Below are 17,311 nucleotides of genomic sequence, written 5' to 3'. Positions count from 1 at the left end.
AGGACAACAGCCACCGTGCTCGATGTGAACTTCTTCGACCAGCTTCAGATCGGCCTGGCCACCGCGGACGACATCCGCACCTGGAGCCACGGCGAGGTCAAGAAGCCGGAGACCATCAACTACCGCACGCTCAAGCCCGAGCGTGACGGCCTCTTCTGCGAGAAGATCTTCGGTCCCACCCGGGACTGGGAGTGCTACTGCGGCAAGTACAAGCGCGTGCGCTTCAAGGGCATCATCTGCGAGCGCTGCGGCGTCGAGGTGACCCGCTCCAAGGTGCGTCGCGAGCGCATGGGCCACATCGAGCTGGCCGCTCCCGTGACGCACATCTGGTACTTCAAGGGCGTGCCCAGCCGGCTGGGCTACCTGCTCGACCTGGCCCCGAAGGACCTCGAGAAGGTCATCTACTTCGCGGCCTACATGATCACCTCCGTCGACGAGGAGGCCCGCCACAGCGACCTCTCCTCGCTGGAGAACAAGGTCGGCCTGGAGCGCGAGCGCCTCGAGAAGCGTCGCGACCAGTCGCTGGAGGACCGCAGCAAGAAGCTCGAGGAGGACCTCGCCGCGCTCGAGGCCGAGGGCGCCAAGGCCGACGCCCGTCGGAAGGTGCGCGACGGCGCCGAGCGCGAGATGAAGCAGCTGCGCGACCGTGCGCAGCGCGAGATCGACCGCCTCGACGAGGTGTGGAACACCTTCAAGTCCCTCAAGGTCCAGGACCTGATGGGCGACGAGATGCTCTACCGCGAGATGAAGAACTGGTTCGGCAAGTACTTCGAGGGCCACATGGGCGCCACGGCGATCCAGAAGCGCCTCCAGGACTTCGACATCCCCGCCGAGGTGGAGTCGCTGCGCGACACCATCGCCAACGGCAAGGGCCAGAAGAAGGTCCGGGCGCTCAAGCGCCTCAAGGTCGTCGACGCCTTCCGCAAGACCGGCAACAAGCCCCAGGGCATGGTCCTCGACGCCGTCCCGGTGATCCCGCCGGACCTGCGCCCGATGGTGCAGCTCGACGGTGGCCGCTTCGCGACCTCCGACCTCAACGACCTGTACCGCCGCGTCATCAACCGCAACAACCGCCTCAAGCGGCTGCTCGACCTCGGCGCGCCCGAGATCATCGTCAACAACGAGAAGCGGATGCTCCAGGAGGCCGTCGACTCGCTGTTCGACAACGGCCGCCGCGGTCGTCCCGTCACCGGTCCGGGCAACCGGCCGCTGAAGTCGCTGTCCGACATGCTCAAGGGCAAGCAGGGCCGCTTCCGTCAGAACCTGCTCGGCAAGCGCGTCGACTACTCGGGCCGCTCGGTCATCGTCTCGGGCCCGCAGCTCAAGCTGCACCAGTGCGGTCTGCCCAAGCAGATGGCGCTCGAGCTGTTCAAGCCCTTCGTGATGAAGCGCCTGGTCGACCTGTCGCACGCGCAGAACATCAAGTCGGCCAAGCGCATGGTCGAGCGCGCCCGTCCGGTCGTGTGGGACGTGCTCGAGGAGGTCATCACCGAGCACCCGGTGCTGCTGAACCGTGCGCCCACGCTGCACCGCCTCGGCATCCAGGCCTTCGAGCCCCAGCTGATCGAGGGCAAGGCCATCCAGATCCACCCGCTCGTCTGCTCGGCCTTCAACGCCGACTTCGACGGCGACCAGATGGCGGTGCACCTGCCGCTGTCGGCCGAGGCCCAGGCCGAGGCCCGGATCCTGATGCTGTCGACCAACAACATCCTCAAGCCGTCGGACGGCCGTCCGGTGACCATGCCCACCCAGGACATGATCATCGGCCTGTTCTTCCTGACGACCGACCGTGAGGACCAGGTCGGCGACGGCCGGGTCTTCTCCTCCCCGGCCGAGGCGATCATGGCCTTCGACCGCGGCGAGATCTCGATCCAGAGCAAGGTCCGCATCCGCCTCGACGACATCGTCCCGGCCGCCGACCAGGCCCTGCCCGAGGGCTGGGAGCAGGGTCAGCCGCTCATCGTCGAGACGACGCTGGGTCGCGCCCTCTTCAACGACACGCTGCCCGCCGACTACCCCTTCGTGAACTACGAGGTGGGCAAGAAGCAGCTCGGCGCGATCGTCAACGACCTCGCCGAGCGCTACACCAAGGTCGAGGTGGCCGCCTCGCTCGACGCGCTGAAGGACGCCGGCTTCCGCTGGGCGACCTTCTCGGGTGTCACCGTCTCGATCGACGACGTCACCACCCCCGCCGACAAGCTCCAGATCCTCGAGAGCTACGAGGCGCAGGCCGCCAAGGTGCAGAAGCAGTTCGAGCGCGGTCTGGTCACCGACGACGAGCGTCGTCAGGAGCTCGTCGAGATCTGGACCGAGGCCTCGAAGAAGGTCGGAGACGCCATGGAGAAGGCGTTCTCGAAGTCGAACCCCATCTACATGATGGTCGACTCGGGTGCGTCCGGAAACATGAACCAGATCCGTCAGGTCGGCGCCATGCGTGGTCTGGTGGCCAACCCGAAGGGCGAGATCATCCCGCGCCCGATCAAGGCCAACTTCCGCGAGGGCCTGACCGTGCTGGAGTACTTCATCTCCACCCACGGTGCCCGCAAGGGTCTGGCCGACACCGCCCTGCGCACCGCCGACTCGGGCTACCTCACCCGTCGTCTGGTCGACGTCTCGCAGGACGTCATCATCCGCGAGGACGACTGCGGCACCGAGCGCGGTCTGCCCAAGGTCATCGGCGAGCGCCGTCCCGACGGCACCGTGGTCAAGCACGAGAACGCCGAGACCGCGGCCTACGCCCGCTCGGCGGCCACCGAGGTCACCCACCCGGAGACCGGCGAGGTGCTGGCCACCGCGGGCGAGGACCTGGGCGACGTCAAGATCGGTGAGCTGGTCGAGGCCGGCATCGAGTCGGTCAAGGTCCGCTCCGTGCTGACCTGCGACGCCCGCACCGGCACCTGTGCCAAGTGCTACGGCCGCTCGCTGGCGACCGGCAAGCTCGTCGACATCGGCGAGGCCGTCGGCATCATCGCGGCCCAGTCGATCGGTGAGCCCGGCACGCAGCTGACCATGCGCACCTTCCACACCGGTGGTGTGGCCTCGGCCGACGACATCACGCAGGGTCTGCCCCGCGTGGTCGAGCTCTTCGAGGCCCGCTCGCCCAAGGGTCTGTCCCCGATCTCGGAGGCCGCCGGCCGCGTCGAGATCGAGGAGACCGACAAGGCGCGCAAGGTGCTGGTGACCCCCGACGACGGCTCCGACGTCATCGAGTACGTCGTGAGCCGCCGCTCGCGCCTGCTCGTCGGCGACGGCGACCACATCGAGGTCGGCCAGATGCTGACGCTCGGCACGCCCGACCCGAAGGAGGTGCTGCGCATCCTCGGCGTGCGTCGCACCCAGCAGCACCTCGTCGACGAGGTCCAGCAGGTCTACCGCAGCCAGGGCGTGTCGATCCACGACAAGCACATCGAGATCATCGTGCGGCAGATGCTGCGCCGGATCACGGTCATCGAGTCGGGCGACACCAACCTGCTGCCCTCCGACCTGGTCGACCGCGTGCTCTTCGAGGAGGAGAACCGTCGCGTGGTCTCCGAGGGCGGCAAGCCGGCCTCGGGTCGTCCCGAGCTCATGGGCATCACCAAGGCCTCGCTCGCGACCGAGTCGTGGCTCTCGGCGGCCTCCTTCCAGGAGACCACCCGCGTGCTCACCGACGCCGCGATCCACGGCCGCTCCGACTCGCTGCGCGGCCTGAAGGAGAACGTGATCATCGGCAAGCTGATCCCGGCGGGCACCGGCCTGGAGCGCTACCGCAACATCCGGGTCGAGCCCACCGAGGAGGCACGGGCCGCGGCGTACTCCGTCACCGGCTACGACTCCTACGACTACGAGTTCGGCAACGCCGGAGCCGGCCAGGCCGTCGCCCTGGACGACTTCGACTTCGGGTCGTACCAGAACTGACCCCGGCGTAGTCCCGCACCACCGACGGACCCCCGTCGCCCACCCGGGCGGCGGGGGTTCTTCGCGTCTTCTCAGGCTCCTGCGCCAACCAGCCCGCACCTCGGGGCGTCCCATGTCAGTGGGTGAAGGTCACCCACTGTCGAAGGAGGCACCATGACAACCCCCCGCAGCTCGTTCCGGCTCGTCCTCGCCGCGGCTCTCGCCGCCGGCACGGTCGTCCTCGCCGGACCCGCCGGCGCGTCCCCCGCACCGGCGGTGCGCACGTGCGGCAACGCCGACCTCACCGCGTCCTACCGCGGCGGGGAGGGCGCGGCCGGTCACACCTACGGCCGGATCCGGCTCACCAACACCTCCGACCGCAGCTGCCGCGTCGGCGGCTTCGGCGGTCTGTCGTACGTCGGCGGAGGTGACGGCACGCAGGTGGGCGCGGCCGCCGACCGCACGGGCGAGGCCGCTCCCGCGGTGACCCTGCGACCCGGTCAGCGGGTGGTGAGCCGGGTCGACGAGCTCGACGCCGCGAACTTCCCGCGCAAGGAGTGCCGCCCCACCGCGGTCGACGGCTTCCGGGTCTACGTGCCCGACGCGACCCGGTCGCAGTTCGTCGAGCACGCCACCACCGGGTGCCGCGACGACGAGGTGCACCTGCTGTCGCACCGCTCCTTCCGTCGACCGTGACGGTTGACACGCAGCAGGGCGCGTGAGGCGATGGCCCCATGAGCCAGCCCCACGACGAGCCGACCGCCGAGGCGAGCCCCGAGGAGGTGGCCGCCGAGCGCGACGAGCGCCTCGACCCCGACCACCGCCCGGAGAACGCCGAGGTCGACAACACCGACCGGGAGTTCGACGCCGAGAAGGCGATGTTCACCGACGCCGAGGGCTACGACGAGGCCCCCGCGGTGTTCCCGCCGGTGGAGGAGCAGGACACCTGAGCCCGCGCACGCCACCCCGACCCCGCAGCGGGTCGAGGCGGCGTGGCCCGGTGCCCACCCGCCTGCGAGAATCGGGGCGTGAGCACCACTCCGGTCGAGACCGACGTCCTCGTGGTCGGCGCAGGGCCGGCGGGGTCCGCCGCGGCGGCCTGGGCCGCGCGTGCCGGCCTCGACGTCCTCCTCACCGATGCGGCGACCTTCCCGCGCGACAAGACCTGCGGCGACGGCCTGACCCCGCGTGCGGTCGGCGAGCTGCAGCGCCTGGGCCTGGAGCCCTGGCTGCGCGAGCGGGTCACCAGCCGGGGCCTGCGCGCCCACGGCTTCGGCCAGACCCTCCACCTGCCCTGGCCCGGCGGCACCCTGCCCGACTGGGGCAGCGCGGTGCCGCGCACCGAGCTCGACGACCACCTGCGCACCACCGCGGTCTCCTGGGGCGCCTCGGCCCTCGACGGCGTCCGCGCGGTCGACGTGCGGCGTGAGGGTGACCGGGTCGCCGCCGTCGTCTTCGAGCGCCGCGGCGACGGCAGCCGCGAGCGCTTCGAGGTGCGCTGCCGCCACCTCGTGGTCGCCGACGGCGTGCGCTCGCCGCTGGGCAAGGTCCTGGGCCGCGAGTGGCACCGCGAGACCGTCTACGGCGTCGCCGGGCGGTCCTACGTCGACTCCTCGCGCTCGGAGGACCCCTGGATCAGCTCCCACCTCGAGCTGCGCGGCGAGGACGGGGCGATCCTGTCCGGCTACGGCTGGATCTTCCCGCTCGGCGGCGGCCAGGTGAACCTCGGCGTCGGCACGCTCGCCACGGCCAAGCGGCCGGCCGACATCGCCGTGAAGCCCCTCATGGCCTTCTACGCCGAGCAGCGCCGCGAGGAGTTCGACCTCGACGGCGACCTGCGCGCCCCGACCTCGGCGCTGCTGCCCATGGGCGGCGCGGTGAGCCACGTGGCCGGCCCCAACTGGGCGCTGATCGGTGACGCCGCGGGCTGCGTCAACCCGCTCAACGGCGAGGGCATCGACTACGGCCTGGAGACCGGTCGCCTCGTGGCGGAGATGATCGCCGACGGCGGCGACCTCGCCGCCGGCTGGCCGGCGCTGCTGCGCGAGCACTACGGCGAGTCCTTCTCCATCGCCCGGCGCCTGGCCGGACTGGTCACGGTGCCCCGGCTGCTGCCGACGCTCGGGCCGGCGGGCATGCGCTCGGACTGGCTGATGACGCTGGCGCTGCGCTGGATGGGCAACCTGGTCACCGACGACGACCGCGACCGGGCCGCGCGCGTGTGGCGCTGGGCCGGGCGGCGCTCGCTGGCGGTCGACCACCGTCCGCCCTTCTCCTGAGCCGTCGGGAGCCGGCGGTGGGGGATCGCACCTACGACCTGACGATCGCGCTGGGCCGGGTGGCCCTGCGCGCCCTCGACGTCACCACCCGCGTCCGCGGCGCCGAGCACCTGCCTCGCACCGGCCCGGCCGTGATGGCCAGCGTGCACGTGGGCTACCCCGACTTCCTCTTCGTCGGCAAGGCCGGGCTCGAGCAGGGGCGCCACGTGCGCTTCCTGTGCCGCCACGACATCTGGCACAGCCCGGTCGCGGCTCCCATGACGGCCATGGGCCACGTGCCCGTCGACCGGGAGGCGCCGGCGGCGGCGTACCTGCAGGCCCGCCGGCTGCTGCGCGCGGGGGAGGTGGTGTGCGGCTTCCCCGAGGCCGGCATCTCGTGGTCCTACACCGTGCGCTCCCTGATGCGCGGCCTGCCCGCCCTGGCCCGCGAGACCGGGGCGCCACTGGTGCCGGTGGCCGTGTGGGGCACGCAGCGGATGTGGTCGGTGGGCCTGCCGGTCGACGGGCGCAAGCCCGCGCCGAGCCTGCGCCGGGGGCGGGTGGTGGACGTGTCCTTCGGCGAGCCGATGAGGGTGGCGCCGGAGGACGACCTGGTCACGACGACCCGGCGGCTCGGCCACGTGCTGACCGGGCTGCTGGAGGACCTCCAGCAGCGCCCCGAGCACCGGCCGCGGCCCGGCGAGCGTGCCGTGTGGCACCCGGCCCACCTCGGCGGCGCCGCGCCCGACCGGGAGGCGGCGCGGGCCTGGGACTCGGTGCCCCGCGCGGCGCTCGCGCCCACCTGGGGGCCCGGCACGGAGCCCGGGGGCCGCGCGCGGCTACGGTGAGGACATGGGGGGTCTGCCGCGCACGCAACGGGTCGCGGCCTACGCCGTGGTCGTGCGCGACGAGCAGGTCCTGCTCAGCCGCCTCGCGCCGCGCCTGAGCCGCTCCGAGCTCTGGACGCTGCCCGGCGGGGGTCTGGAGCACGGCGAGGACCCCCGTGACGCGGTCGTGCGCGAGGTGCACGAGGAGACCGGCCTCGACGTGCGGGTCGGTGACACCTCCCGGGTCTACTCCCAGCGCCAGCGCCGCGACCGCCGGGGCGGGCGCCGGGTCGACTCCTGGTCGCTCCGCATCGTCTACGAGGGCTGGGTGCCGCGCGACGCACCGGCCCCGCGCGTGGTCGAGGTCGACGGCACGACCGTCGACGCCGCCTGGCACCCCCTCGCGGCGGTGCGCTCGGGACGGGTGCGGGTCAGCGCGCTGGTGCGCGAGGCCCTCGTCGACCACACCCCCGCCCGACGGCAGCGGGTCGGCGCCTACGCGCTGGTCACCCGCGCCGGCGGCGCCCAGGTGCTGCTGACCCGGATCTCCGCGCGCGGGCACCACGCCGGCTGCTGGACCCTGCCGGGCGGCGGCGTCGACCACGGCGAGGCCCCGCGCGACGCCGTGCGCCGCGAGCTGGCCGAGGAGTGCGGGCTCGTGGGCGTGGTCGGCGACGTGGTGGCCGTCGACGACGTGCACCTCGCCGGCACCGCGCCCTCGGGGCGCCACGAGGACTTCCACGGCGTGCACCTGGTCTTCCGGGCCGAGGTGGACCCCGACGTCGCGCCGCGGGTCGTGGAGGCCGACGGCACCACCGACGCCGTGGCCTGGGTCGACGTCGCCGAGGTCGAGGCCGGAGCGGTCGACGTGCTCGAGGTCGTGCGCGCCGCGCTCACCCGCCGCTGACCCGCCGCTGACCCGCCGCTGACCCGCCGCTGACCCGCCGCTGACCCGCCGCTGACCCGCCGCTGACCCGCCGCTGACCCGCCGCTGAGGCGCTCCACGGCGCGGACGGCCGAGACGGTGCCGGCCTGGTGGGACCCGGCGGATATCGTGGCCTGGACCCAGGAGGCACACCTTGAGCGAGACCATCTTCACCTACGCCGCACCGGCCCTGAAGTTCGGCAGCGGGTCCTCGGCCGAGGTCGGCCACGACCTCGCCGGCTTCGGCGCGCGTCGCGTGATCCTGGTGACCGACCCCGGCCTCGCGGCCACCGGCCACCCCCAGCGCATCGCCGAGCAGGTCCGGGCGAGCGGCATCGAGGTCGTCGTCTTCGACCAGGCCCACGTCGAGCCCACCGACGAGTCGCTGCAGCTGGCGATCGACTTCGCGCGCGACGCCGGGCCCTTCGACGCCGTCGTGGCCGTGGGGGGCGGGTCGTCGATCGACACCGCCAAGGCGGTCAACCTGCTCACCACCAACCCCGGCGAGCTGATGGACTACATCAACGCCCCCGTCGGCAAGGCGCTCGCCCCGGTCAACCGGCTGCTGCCGCTCGTCGCGGTGCCGACCACCACCGGCACCGGCAGCGAGAGCACCACCATCTGCGTGCTCGACGTCCTGAGCCTCCACGTCAAGACCGGCATCAGCCACCCCGCCCTGCGCCCCACCCTGGCCGTGGTGGACCCGCAGCTCACGCTGGGCCAGCCGTCGATGGTCACGGCCGCCTCGGGCATGGACATCCTGTGCCACGCCCTGGAGAGCTACACCGCGAAGTGGTACGCCGACTTCGACGCCAAGCGCCCCGAGCAGCGGGTGCCCTACTGCGGCGCCAACCCGATCGCCGACCTGTGGTCGGAGCGCGCGATGGGCCTGCTGGCGGGCTCCTTCCGCGCCGCGGTGGCCGACGGCACCGACCAGCTGGCGCGCGAGCAGATGGCGATGGCCGCGACCTTCGCCGGGCTGGGCTTCGGCAACGCCGGCGTGCACATCCCCCACGCCAACGCCTACCCGATCGCCGGGCGCGTGCGCGACTACCGCCCCGCCGGCTACCCCCAGGACGAGGCGATGGTGCCGCACGGCATGGCCGTCTCGCTCACCGCGCCCGAGGCCTTCCGGTTCACCTACGAGGCCGCGCCCGAGCGCCACCTGGCCGCCGCCCGCCTGCTCGACCCCTCGGCCACCGGCACCGGCCCCGACGTCCTGCCCGACGTCATCTCGACCCTGATGCGCGACATCGGCCTGCCCAGCGGCCTGGCCGAGGTCGGCTACGGCGACGGCGACGTCGACGACCTCGTGGGCGGAGCCCTGCAGCAGCAGCGCCTGCTCGCGACCGCGCCGCGCGAGGCGACCCCCGACGACCTGGCCGCGGTGTTCCGCGGCTCGATGGAGCACTGGTGACCCTGCACCTCCCCGACCACGCCGGCCCCGACAGCACCTCCGGGGGCGCAGGGGTGGGCGACCTGCTCGGCGAGCTGCGCCGCCGGGGCGTCACCGACGTCGACGACTCGGTGCTGACCCGGGCGCTCTACTCCACCGACGCCTCGCTCTACCGCGTGCTGCCCCAGGTGGTGGCCCGGCCGCGCCACACCGACGAGCTGCTCGCCGTGCTCGACGTCGCCCGGGCGAGCGGCACCCCGCTGACGATGCGCGGTGCCGGCACCTCGATCGCCGGCAACGCGGTCGGTCCCGGCATCGTCGTCGACACCTCCCGCCACCTCGGCCGCGTGCTGGAGATCGACGCCGAGGCCCGCACGGCGCGCGTCGAGCCCGGCGTGGTGCACGCGACGCTGCAGAAGCAGGCCCAGGCCCAGGGACTGCGCTTCGGCCCCGACCCCTCCACCCACACCCGCTGCACCATCGGCGGCATGATCGGCAACAACGCCTGCGGCTCGCGCGCCCTGGGCTACGGCCGCACCTCCGACAACGTCGAGTCGCTGCGGGTCGCCTTCGGCACCGGCGAGGTCTGGTCGGGCGGCGGCGGTGCGGTGGCCGACGGCCTGGCCGCGATCACCGACGCCAGCCTCGAGCACGTGCGCACCTCCTTCGGCCGGTTCACCCGCCAGGTCAGCGGCTACGCCATGGAGCAGCTGCTGCCGGAGAACGGTCGCCGCCTCGACCGGTTCCTCACCGGCTCGGAGGGCACCCTGGGCCTGGTGCTCGACGCCACCGTGCGGCTGGTCGTGGACGAGACCTCGCGCCAGCTGGTCGTGCTCGGCTACCCCTCGATGGTCGAGGCCGCCGACGCCGTGCCGGCCCTGCTGGCCGCCGCCGGCACCCCCGTCGACAGCCCCGCCGGCATGGAGACCGCGGGCGCCGGGCTCGTCGCCTGCGAGGGCATCGACGCTCGCATCGTCGACCTGGTGCGCGCCCGCGGCGCCGTGCCCGACCTGCCCCGCGGGGCAGGCTGGCTCTTCGTCGAGGTCACCGACCCGGGTCTGGTCGCGCCGCTGGTCGCGGTCTCCGGGGCCCTCGACCACCGCCTGGTCACCGACCCCCGCGAGGCCGCCGCGCTGTGGCGGATCCGCGAGGACGGAGCCGGCCTCGCCGCGCGGAGCACACAGCGTCAGGCCCTCTCGGGCTGGGAGGACGCGGCCGTGCCCCCCGACCGGCTCGGGGCGTGGCTGCGCGACTTCGACGCGCTGCTGCTCGAGCACGGCCTGCAGGGCGTGCCCTACGGCCACTTCGGCGACGGCTGCGTGCACGTGCGCATCGACTTCGACTTCACCGACCGCGAGAGCGACGCCGCCGCCGGCCCGCGCCGCTTCCGGGCCTTCGTGGAGGACTGCGCCCGCGAGCTGTCAAAGCACGGCGGCTCGCTCTCGGGCGAGCACGGCGACGGCCGCGCCCGCTCGGAGCTGCTGACCCACATGTACGACGAGGAGTCGCTGCGGCTCTTCCGCGCGGCCAAGGCCGTCTGCGACCCCGACGGCCTGCTCAACCCGGGCGTGCTGGTCGACCCCGACCCCTTCGACGCCTCCCTGCGCCCGGCCCGGCCGCGCGCGGGGGTGCGCCCGCTGCTGCGGCTGGCCCACGACGGCGGGTCCTTCGGTGACGCCGTGCACCGCTGCACCGGCGTCGGCAAGTGCGTGGCGCCCTCGGCGACCGGCGTGATGTGTCCCTCGTGGCAGGCCACCCGCGACGAGAAGGACTCCACCCGCGGCCGCGCACGCGTGCTCCAGGAGGCCGTCGACGGCTCCCTGGTCGGCGGCCTGGGCGACCCTGCGGTCTCCGAGGCCCTCGACCTGTGCCTGGCCTGCAAGGGCTGCGCGTCGGACTGCCCGACCGGGGTCGACATGGCGACCTACAAGGCCGAGGCGCTCCACCAGAAGTACGACGGTCCCGACGCGACCGCCCGCCGCCCGCGCAGCCACTACCTGCTCGGTCGGCTGCCGCGCTGGGCCGCCCTCGCCGCGCCCGTGGCGCCGGTGGCCAACGCGATGATGCGCCTGCGCCCCGTCGCCAGCGCCGCGCGGGCGAGCGCCGGCATCGACCAGCGCCGCTCGATCCCGGCCTTCGCCCCGAAGACGCTGCGCCGCACGACCAGGGGCCGCGGCGGCGACCGGGCGCCCGACGTGTGGGTGTGGGCCGACTCCTTCACCGACCACTTCTTCCCGCGCAGCGGCCTCGCGGCCATCGAGGTGCTGGAGGCCGCCGGGCTGCGGGTGCGGGTGATCTCCGACGACGCCTGCTGCGCGCTGACCTGGATCACCACGGGTCAGCTCGACAAGGCCCGGGCGATCATGGAGCGCACGGTGGCCACGCTCGCGCCGTACGTCGCCTCCGGGGTGCCGGTCGTCGGGCTCGAGCCGTCGTGCCTGGCCACGCTGCGCAGCGACGCGACCGAGCTGACCGCCGACCCGCGGGCCGCGGAGGTCGCCGCCGGGGTGCTGACCTTCGCCGAGCTCGCCACCCGCCTCGACCTGCCGCTGCCCGACCTCACGGGCGTCGAGGTCGTGGCCCAGCCCCACTGCCACCAGCACGCCGTGCTCGGCTGGGAGGCCGACCGCTCCCTGCTGGAGCGGGCCGGGGCCTCGGTGACGAAGGTGTCGGGCTGCTGCGGCCTGGCCGGCAACTTCGGCATGGAGAAGGGCCACTACGAGGTGTCGGTGGCCGTGGCGGAGACCCACCTGCTGCCGGCGGTGCGCTCGCACCCCGACGCCGTCGTGCTCGCCGACGGCATGTCGTGCCGGGTCCAGCTCGACGACCTCGCCGACGTGCCGACGATGCACCTGGCCGAGCTGTGGGCCTCCCGGCTGCCGGCCGGCGCCCGCGGGGACCGCGCGTGAGCCCCCGCCAGCGCCGCTGGATCATCCCGGTCGCCCTCGCCGCGCTGCTGCTCATCGTGGTCGTGACCTCGGTCCTCGACCGGTGAGCGGCGCGACGGGAGGGGCCCTGGAGGAGGCGCTCGCGCGCCTGCGGGCGCCCTTGCTCGACCCCGAGCGGCTCGTGCGCGCGGTCGCGTCGGGCCGGCGCAAGGGCCAGGAGCCGCCGCGGTGGCGGCGCCTCGAGCTGCGCCACGTCGACCTTAAGGCCGGGCCCCACCTGCAGGTCACGGCGTACGACGCCACGCAGGCCCACACCTCCAACCACGCCCTCACCGGAGCTGACGCCGCCGACGCCCTCGACGCGCTGCTGGCGCTGCCCTTCGGCAACTGGCACGTCGAGACCACGACCGAGACGGTGCAGCTGCGGGTGACCAAGAAGCTCGACGCCGTCGTGCACACCGCGCGCCGTGACGAGGCCGTCGCGGTCGACCGCGCCCACGACCGCGACAAGCCCCGGCTGCTGGCCGAGGACGACCCCGTCTTCCGCGAGCTCGGCCTGACCGACGCCCAGGGCCGGCTCAAGCCCACCCGACAGGCGAAGTACCGCCAGGTCGAGGAGTTCCTCCGGCTGCTCGACGCCTCGATCACCGAGGCCCGGTCCAAGGGTCACCTGCGCCGGCCGACGCCCGAGGACCCGCTGCGGATCGTCGACCTCGGCTGCGGCAACGCCTATCTCACCTTCGCCGCCCAGCGCTTCCTCACCGCCACCCGCGGCCTGCCGGTGGTCGTCACGGGGGCCGACGTCAAGGAGCAGTCGCGCGAGCACAACAGCGCCGTGGCCGCCCGCCTCGGCGTCGACGCGGAGTTCGTGGTCGGCTCGATCGCCGACGTCGAGCTCCCGCAGCCGCCCGACGTGGTGTTGGCGCTGCACGCCTGCGACACCGCCACCGACGAGGCGCTGGCGCGGGCCGTGGGCTGGGAGGCGCCGCTGGTGCTCGCCGCGCCCTGCTGCCACCACGACGTCGCCGCCCAGCTGCGACGCCTGCCCACCCCGGCGCCCTGGGCCATGCTCACCCGCCACGGCATCCTGCGCGAGCGCCTCGCCGACACCCTCACCGACGGCCTGCGCGCCTCGCTGCTGCGCCAGCGCGGCTACCGCGTCGACGTCGTGCAGTTCGTGGAGAGCCAGCACACCCCGCGCAACACCATGCTGCGCGCCGTGCGCACCGGGGGCGAGGCCCCCGAGGCGCGCGAGGAGTACGACGAGCTCGTGGGCGCCTGGGGCGTCCGGCCCCGCCTCGCCGAGCTGCTCGAGGCCGACCGGGCCGGTGCGTGAGCGCGTGATCGACGGCCTGCTCGCCGCAGCGGTCGCGCTGCCCTTCGCCGTGGGCCTCGGGGTCGGGCCGGGCGGACCCGACGCCGAGGTCGCCTTCGCCTTCCGCGACCCCGCCGTCGTGGAGTCGAGCGGCCTGGTCGCCCGCGACGGGCTCGTGCTCACCACCAACGACTCCGGCGACACCGGGCGCGTCTTCGCCGTCGACCCCGCCACGGGCCGCACCGTGGGGGTCACCACCTGGAGCCAGGACCCCGTCGACGTCGAGGCGCTCGCCCCCGCCGACGGGCCCGGCGCGCGACCCGGCGAGGTCTGGGTCGGCGACATCGGCGACAACCCCGGCGAGCGGACCTCGGTGTCGGTGACCCGCGTGGCCGTGGGCCGGGGCGCGCTGGGGGCCGCGGGCACGACGTACGAGCTGGTCTACCCCGACGGCGGGCAGGACGCCGAGACGCTGCTGGTGGAGCCGCGCAGCGGGCGGCTGCTGGTGGCCTCCAAGGCCTTCCTGGGCGGCACGCTCTACCGCGCCCCGGCGCGGCTCTCGCCCGACGCCCCCAACCGGCTCGAGCCGGTCGGCTCGGTGCTGTCGATCGCCACCGACGGCGCCTTCTTCCCCGACGGGCGCCACCTCGTGGTGCGCGGCTACGGCGGCGCGGTCGTCTACGCCTGGCCCTCGATGGAGGAGGTCGCCGACCTCGACCTGCCCACGCAGCAGCAGGGCGAGGGGATCGCGGTCGACGAGGACGGGCGGGTGCTGCTCTCCAGCGAGGGGCAGTACGCCGAGGTGCTGGAGCTCGACCTGCCCGCGGACGTGCGGGCCGTCGTCGACGGCACCGTCGCCGACCGGGCCGACCGCGGCGACCAGGCCGACCGCGCCGGGCGGGAGGCCGGGCGCGACCCCGACCTCGTCACCGTGACCGACACCGCGGAGCTGACCCTGCTCACCGGCTGGATGCTCGGGGGCGCGCTGGCGGTGCTGGGCCTGCTGGTGGGGCTCGTGGTGCTGCTGCGCCGTCGCCGCTGAGGGTGAGCCGCGGGCGCGGGGGCGCTCCTAGTCTCGGGCCATGGTCCGCCTGCGCCGCACCTCACCCGACCAGCCGGGGTGGACGCGTCGCCGCGCGGGCAGCGGCTTCAGCTACCTCGACGCGGCCGGCGACCGGCTGCCGGCCGACGACGCCCAGCGGGTGCGCGACCTGGTGATCCCGCCGGCGTGGCAGGACGTCTGGGTCACCCCCCACGCCAACGGCCACCTGCAGGCGGTCGGCACCGACGAGGCCGGGCGCCGGCAGTACCTCTACCACCCCGAGTGGCGCACCCGGCGCGACGCGGAGAAGTTCGACCGGATGCTGGAGTTCGGGAAGGCCCTGACCCGGGCCCGCGAGCTGGTGGTGGCCGACCTCGGCCGCGAGGGCATGCCGCTGGAGCGCGCGTGCGCCGCCGCCGTCCGGCTGATCGACCTGGGCTACTTCCGCATCGGCAACGACGTCTACGCCGACACCAACGGCAGCTTCGGGCTCACCACCCTCGAGCGTCGGCACGTGCGACGGCGCCAGGAGCAGCTGGTGTTCACCTTCGTGGGCAAGTCGGGGGTCTCCCACGAGATCCGCATCGACGACGCCGTGGTCATCGAGGCGATCGAGGTGATGCGGCGCCGCCGCGGCGAGGACCTGCGGCTGCTGTCCTACCGCACCGGGCGCTCGTGGCGCTCGGTGCTGCCGGAGCTGGTCAACGAGTACGTCCGCTCCTCGACGGGGATCGAGGCCACGGCCAAGGACTTCCGCACCTGGCACGCGACCGTGCTGGCCGCGGCCGCCCTGGCCGAGACCCCCGAGCATGGGGAGACCCGGGCCTCGCAGAAGCGGGCGGTGTCGGGGGCGATGAAGGAGGTCTCCTCCTTCCTCGGCAACACCCCCACGCTGGCGCGCTCCTCCTACGTCGACCCCCGCGTGATCGAGGCCTACGAGGACGGCCGCACCATCGTCGGCACCACCCGGCGCCACCACGACAGCCCCGACGTGCGGCAGGCCGCCCTGGAGCGTGCGACCCTGAGGTTGATCAAGGAGAGCTGAGCCCCCCGTCGGGGGGCCGCTCCTGGTCGACCGTCCCGGCTACCGGGGCGGCAGGACGGAGCACCATGCAGCTCAACGTCGTCGAGGGCGACCTCACCACCCAGCGCGTCGACGCGGTCGTCAACGCCGCCAACACCGCGATGCGCGGCGGGGGAGGCGTCGACGGCGCCATCCACCGCGTCGGCGGGCCCGCGGTGCTCGCCGACTGCGTCGCGCGCTTCCCCGACGGGCTGGCCACCGGCGACGCCGGCTGGACCACCGCCGGCGACCTGCCCGCCCGCTGGGTCATCCACGTCGTGGGTCCCGACCACGCGGCGGGCCAGACCGACCGCGGGCTTCTCGAGTCCTGCTACCGCCGTGCGCTCGAGGTCGCCGACGAGCTCGGGGTGCGCACGATGGCCTTCCCGCTGGTCAGCGCCGGGGTCTACGGCTGGCCCCGCGCCGACGCCGTGGCCGCGGCGATCGAGACCCTGCGCGCGACCCCCACTCAGGTGGAGACGGCCACCATCGTCGCCTTCGGCCGCACGGCCTACGTCGACGTGCGCTCGGTGCTGGGCCGCTAGGCGCGTCTGCTCAGGAGTGCTCGACGACCCAGTCGACGCAGGCGGTGAGGGCGCGCACGTCGTCGGGGTCGATCGCGGGGAACATCGCCACGCGCAGCTGGTTGCGGCCCAGGCTGCGGTAGGGGTCGACGTCGACCACGCCGTGCTCGCGCAGCGTCGCGATCACCGCGGGGGCGTCGACGGCCTCGTCGAGGTCGATCGTGCCGACGACCAGCGAGCGGTGGTCGGGGTCGGCGACGAACGGCGTGGCGTAGGACGAGGCCTCGGCCCAGGCGTAGAGCGCGCCCGAGGACTCCGTGGTGCGCGCGACCATGGCGTCGAGCCCGCCCCGGGCGTGCATCCAGTCCAGCTGCTCGGCCATGAGGAAGAGCGTGGCGACGGCGGGGGTGTTGTAGGTCTGCTGCTTGCGCGAGTTGCTGATCGCGGTGGGCAGGTCGAGGAACGCCGGCACGTGGCGCCCGCCCGCCGCGATCTCCTCGGCCCGCGCCAGGGCCGCCGGCGACATCAGGGCCACCCAGAGCCCGCCGTCGGAGGCGAACCCCTTCTGGGGCGCGAAGTAGTAGACGTCGCTCTGGGCGACGTCGACGGGCAGCCCGCCCGCACCCGAGGTGGCGTCGACGAGCACCAGCGACCCCGGGTCGGTGCCCTCGGGTCGCAGCACCGGGGTCATCACGCCCGTCGAGGTCTCGTTGTGGGCCCAGGCGTAGGCGTCGACGCCGGCCTCGGCGGCCGGGGCCGGCCGCGAGCCCGGCGCGGAGGAGATCACCGACGGCTCCTCGAGCCAGGGTGCGGCCGTGGCGGCCGTGGCGAACTTGGAGGAGAACTCCCCGCAGACCAGGTGCTGGCTGCGGCGGGTGAGCAGGCCGTGGGTGGCGACGTCCCAGAAGGCGGTGGACCCGCCGTTGCCCAGCACGACCTCGTAGCCCTCCGGCAGGTCGAAGAGACCTGCGACGCCCTCCATGACCCGGCCGACCAGGCCGCGCACCGGCGCCTGGCGGTGCGAGGTGCCCATGAGCGTGGACCCGGTGGCGGCCAGGGCGTCGAGGTGGGACTGCTGCACCTTGGAGGGGCCCGACCCGAAGCGCCCGTCGGCGGGCAGCAGGTGGTCGGGGATGCGCGGCGAGCGGGTCATGTGCTTCTTCCGTCGAGGGCGGCACGGCCGGGGCCGCCCGGTGG

13 protein-coding genes are annotated in these 17,311 nt (G+C 74.1%); 12 read left to right on the top strand and 1 reads right to left on the bottom strand.

The annotated features are described in order from the left end of the window. Positions 1-15 precede the first annotated feature (15 nt). From M3673_RS06255 to M3673_RS06195, 12 genes are all read left to right on the top strand, one after another. Positions 16-3,897, top strand: coding sequence for a DNA-directed RNA polymerase subunit beta' (locus tag M3673_RS06255; RefSeq protein ID WP_056864773.1), 3,882 nt, complete (start codon positions 16-18; stop codon positions 3,895-3,897). A 153-nt stretch (positions 3,898-4,050) separates the two neighbouring features. Further along, entirely contained in the window at positions 4,051-4,572 is a 522-nt protein-coding gene (locus M3673_RS06250) for a DUF4232 domain-containing protein (RefSeq protein WP_251532594.1), read from the top strand. Positions 4,573-4,610: 38 nt separating this feature from the next. Then, positions 4,611-4,826 (top strand): hypothetical protein, encoded by a 216-nt coding sequence (locus tag M3673_RS06245; RefSeq protein ID WP_228942315.1) that lies wholly within the window; start codon positions 4,611-4,613, stop codon positions 4,824-4,826. 78 nt (positions 4,827-4,904) lie between these two features. Next, positions 4,905-6,155: a geranylgeranyl reductase family protein gene (locus M3673_RS06240; protein ID WP_056864770.1), complete on the top strand. Its 1,251-nt coding sequence runs from the start codon at positions 4,905-4,907 to the stop codon at positions 6,153-6,155. Positions 6,156-6,172: 17 nt separating this feature from the next. Beyond that, on the top strand, positions 6,173-6,982 hold the full coding sequence (locus M3673_RS06235) for a lysophospholipid acyltransferase family protein (RefSeq protein ID WP_251532593.1): 810 nt from the start codon (positions 6,173-6,175) through the stop codon (positions 6,980-6,982). 4 nt (positions 6,983-6,986) lie between these two features. Continuing rightward, the gene (locus M3673_RS06225) at positions 6,987-7,868 is read left to right on the top strand and encodes an NUDIX domain-containing protein (RefSeq protein WP_285838983.1); all 882 of its coding nucleotides are present in this window, start codon (positions 6,987-6,989) and stop codon (positions 7,866-7,868) included. 172 nt (positions 7,869-8,040) lie between these two features. After that, the gene (locus M3673_RS06220) at positions 8,041-9,303 is read left to right on the top strand and encodes a hydroxyacid-oxoacid transhydrogenase (protein WP_056864767.1); all 1,263 of its coding nucleotides are present in this window, start codon (positions 8,041-8,043) and stop codon (positions 9,301-9,303) included. A 2-nt stretch (positions 9,304-9,305) separates the two neighbouring features. Next, on the top strand, positions 9,306-12,191 hold the full coding sequence (locus M3673_RS06215; RefSeq protein WP_251532788.1) for an FAD-binding and (Fe-S)-binding domain-containing protein: 2,886 nt from the start codon (positions 9,306-9,308) through the stop codon (positions 12,189-12,191). An 82-nt stretch (positions 12,192-12,273) separates the two neighbouring features. After that, positions 12,274-13,506, top strand: coding sequence for an SAM-dependent methyltransferase (locus tag M3673_RS06210; RefSeq protein ID WP_251532592.1), 1,233 nt, complete (start codon positions 12,274-12,276; stop codon positions 13,504-13,506). Then, on the top strand, positions 13,499-14,527 hold the full coding sequence (locus tag M3673_RS06205) for a hypothetical protein (protein ID WP_251532591.1): 1,029 nt from the start codon (positions 13,499-13,501) through the stop codon (positions 14,525-14,527). The genes M3673_RS06210 and M3673_RS06205 overlap by 8 nt, the downstream gene beginning before the upstream one ends. 40 nt (positions 14,528-14,567) lie before the next feature. Further along, positions 14,568-15,572 carry a DNA topoisomerase IB gene (locus M3673_RS06200; protein ID WP_056864764.1) on the top strand — a complete coding sequence of 335 codons (1,005 nt, stop codon included), beginning with the start codon at positions 14,568-14,570 and terminating at the stop codon, positions 15,570-15,572. 65 nt (positions 15,573-15,637) lie between these two features. Continuing rightward, the gene (locus M3673_RS06195; protein ID WP_056864763.1) at positions 15,638-16,135 is read left to right on the top strand and encodes a macro domain-containing protein; all 498 of its coding nucleotides are present in this window, start codon (positions 15,638-15,640) and stop codon (positions 16,133-16,135) included. 10 nt (positions 16,136-16,145) lie between these two features. Here the strand turns inward: M3673_RS06195 and serC are convergent, their stop codons facing one another. Next, a complete protein-coding gene (gene serC / locus M3673_RS06190) occupies positions 16,146-17,267 on the bottom strand; it encodes a phosphoserine transaminase (RefSeq protein ID WP_251532590.1) in 1,122 nt (373 codons plus the stop codon). Between the last annotated feature and the right edge of the window lie 44 nt (positions 17,268-17,311).

The organism is Nocardioides sp. P86, from assembly GCF_023712465.1.
Lineage (GTDB): Bacteria > Actinomycetota > Actinomycetes > Propionibacteriales > Nocardioidaceae > Nocardioides > Nocardioides kribbensis.
Note: the sequence above shows the minus strand (reverse complement) of the source record. Positions and strands in the feature narration are given on the sequence as shown.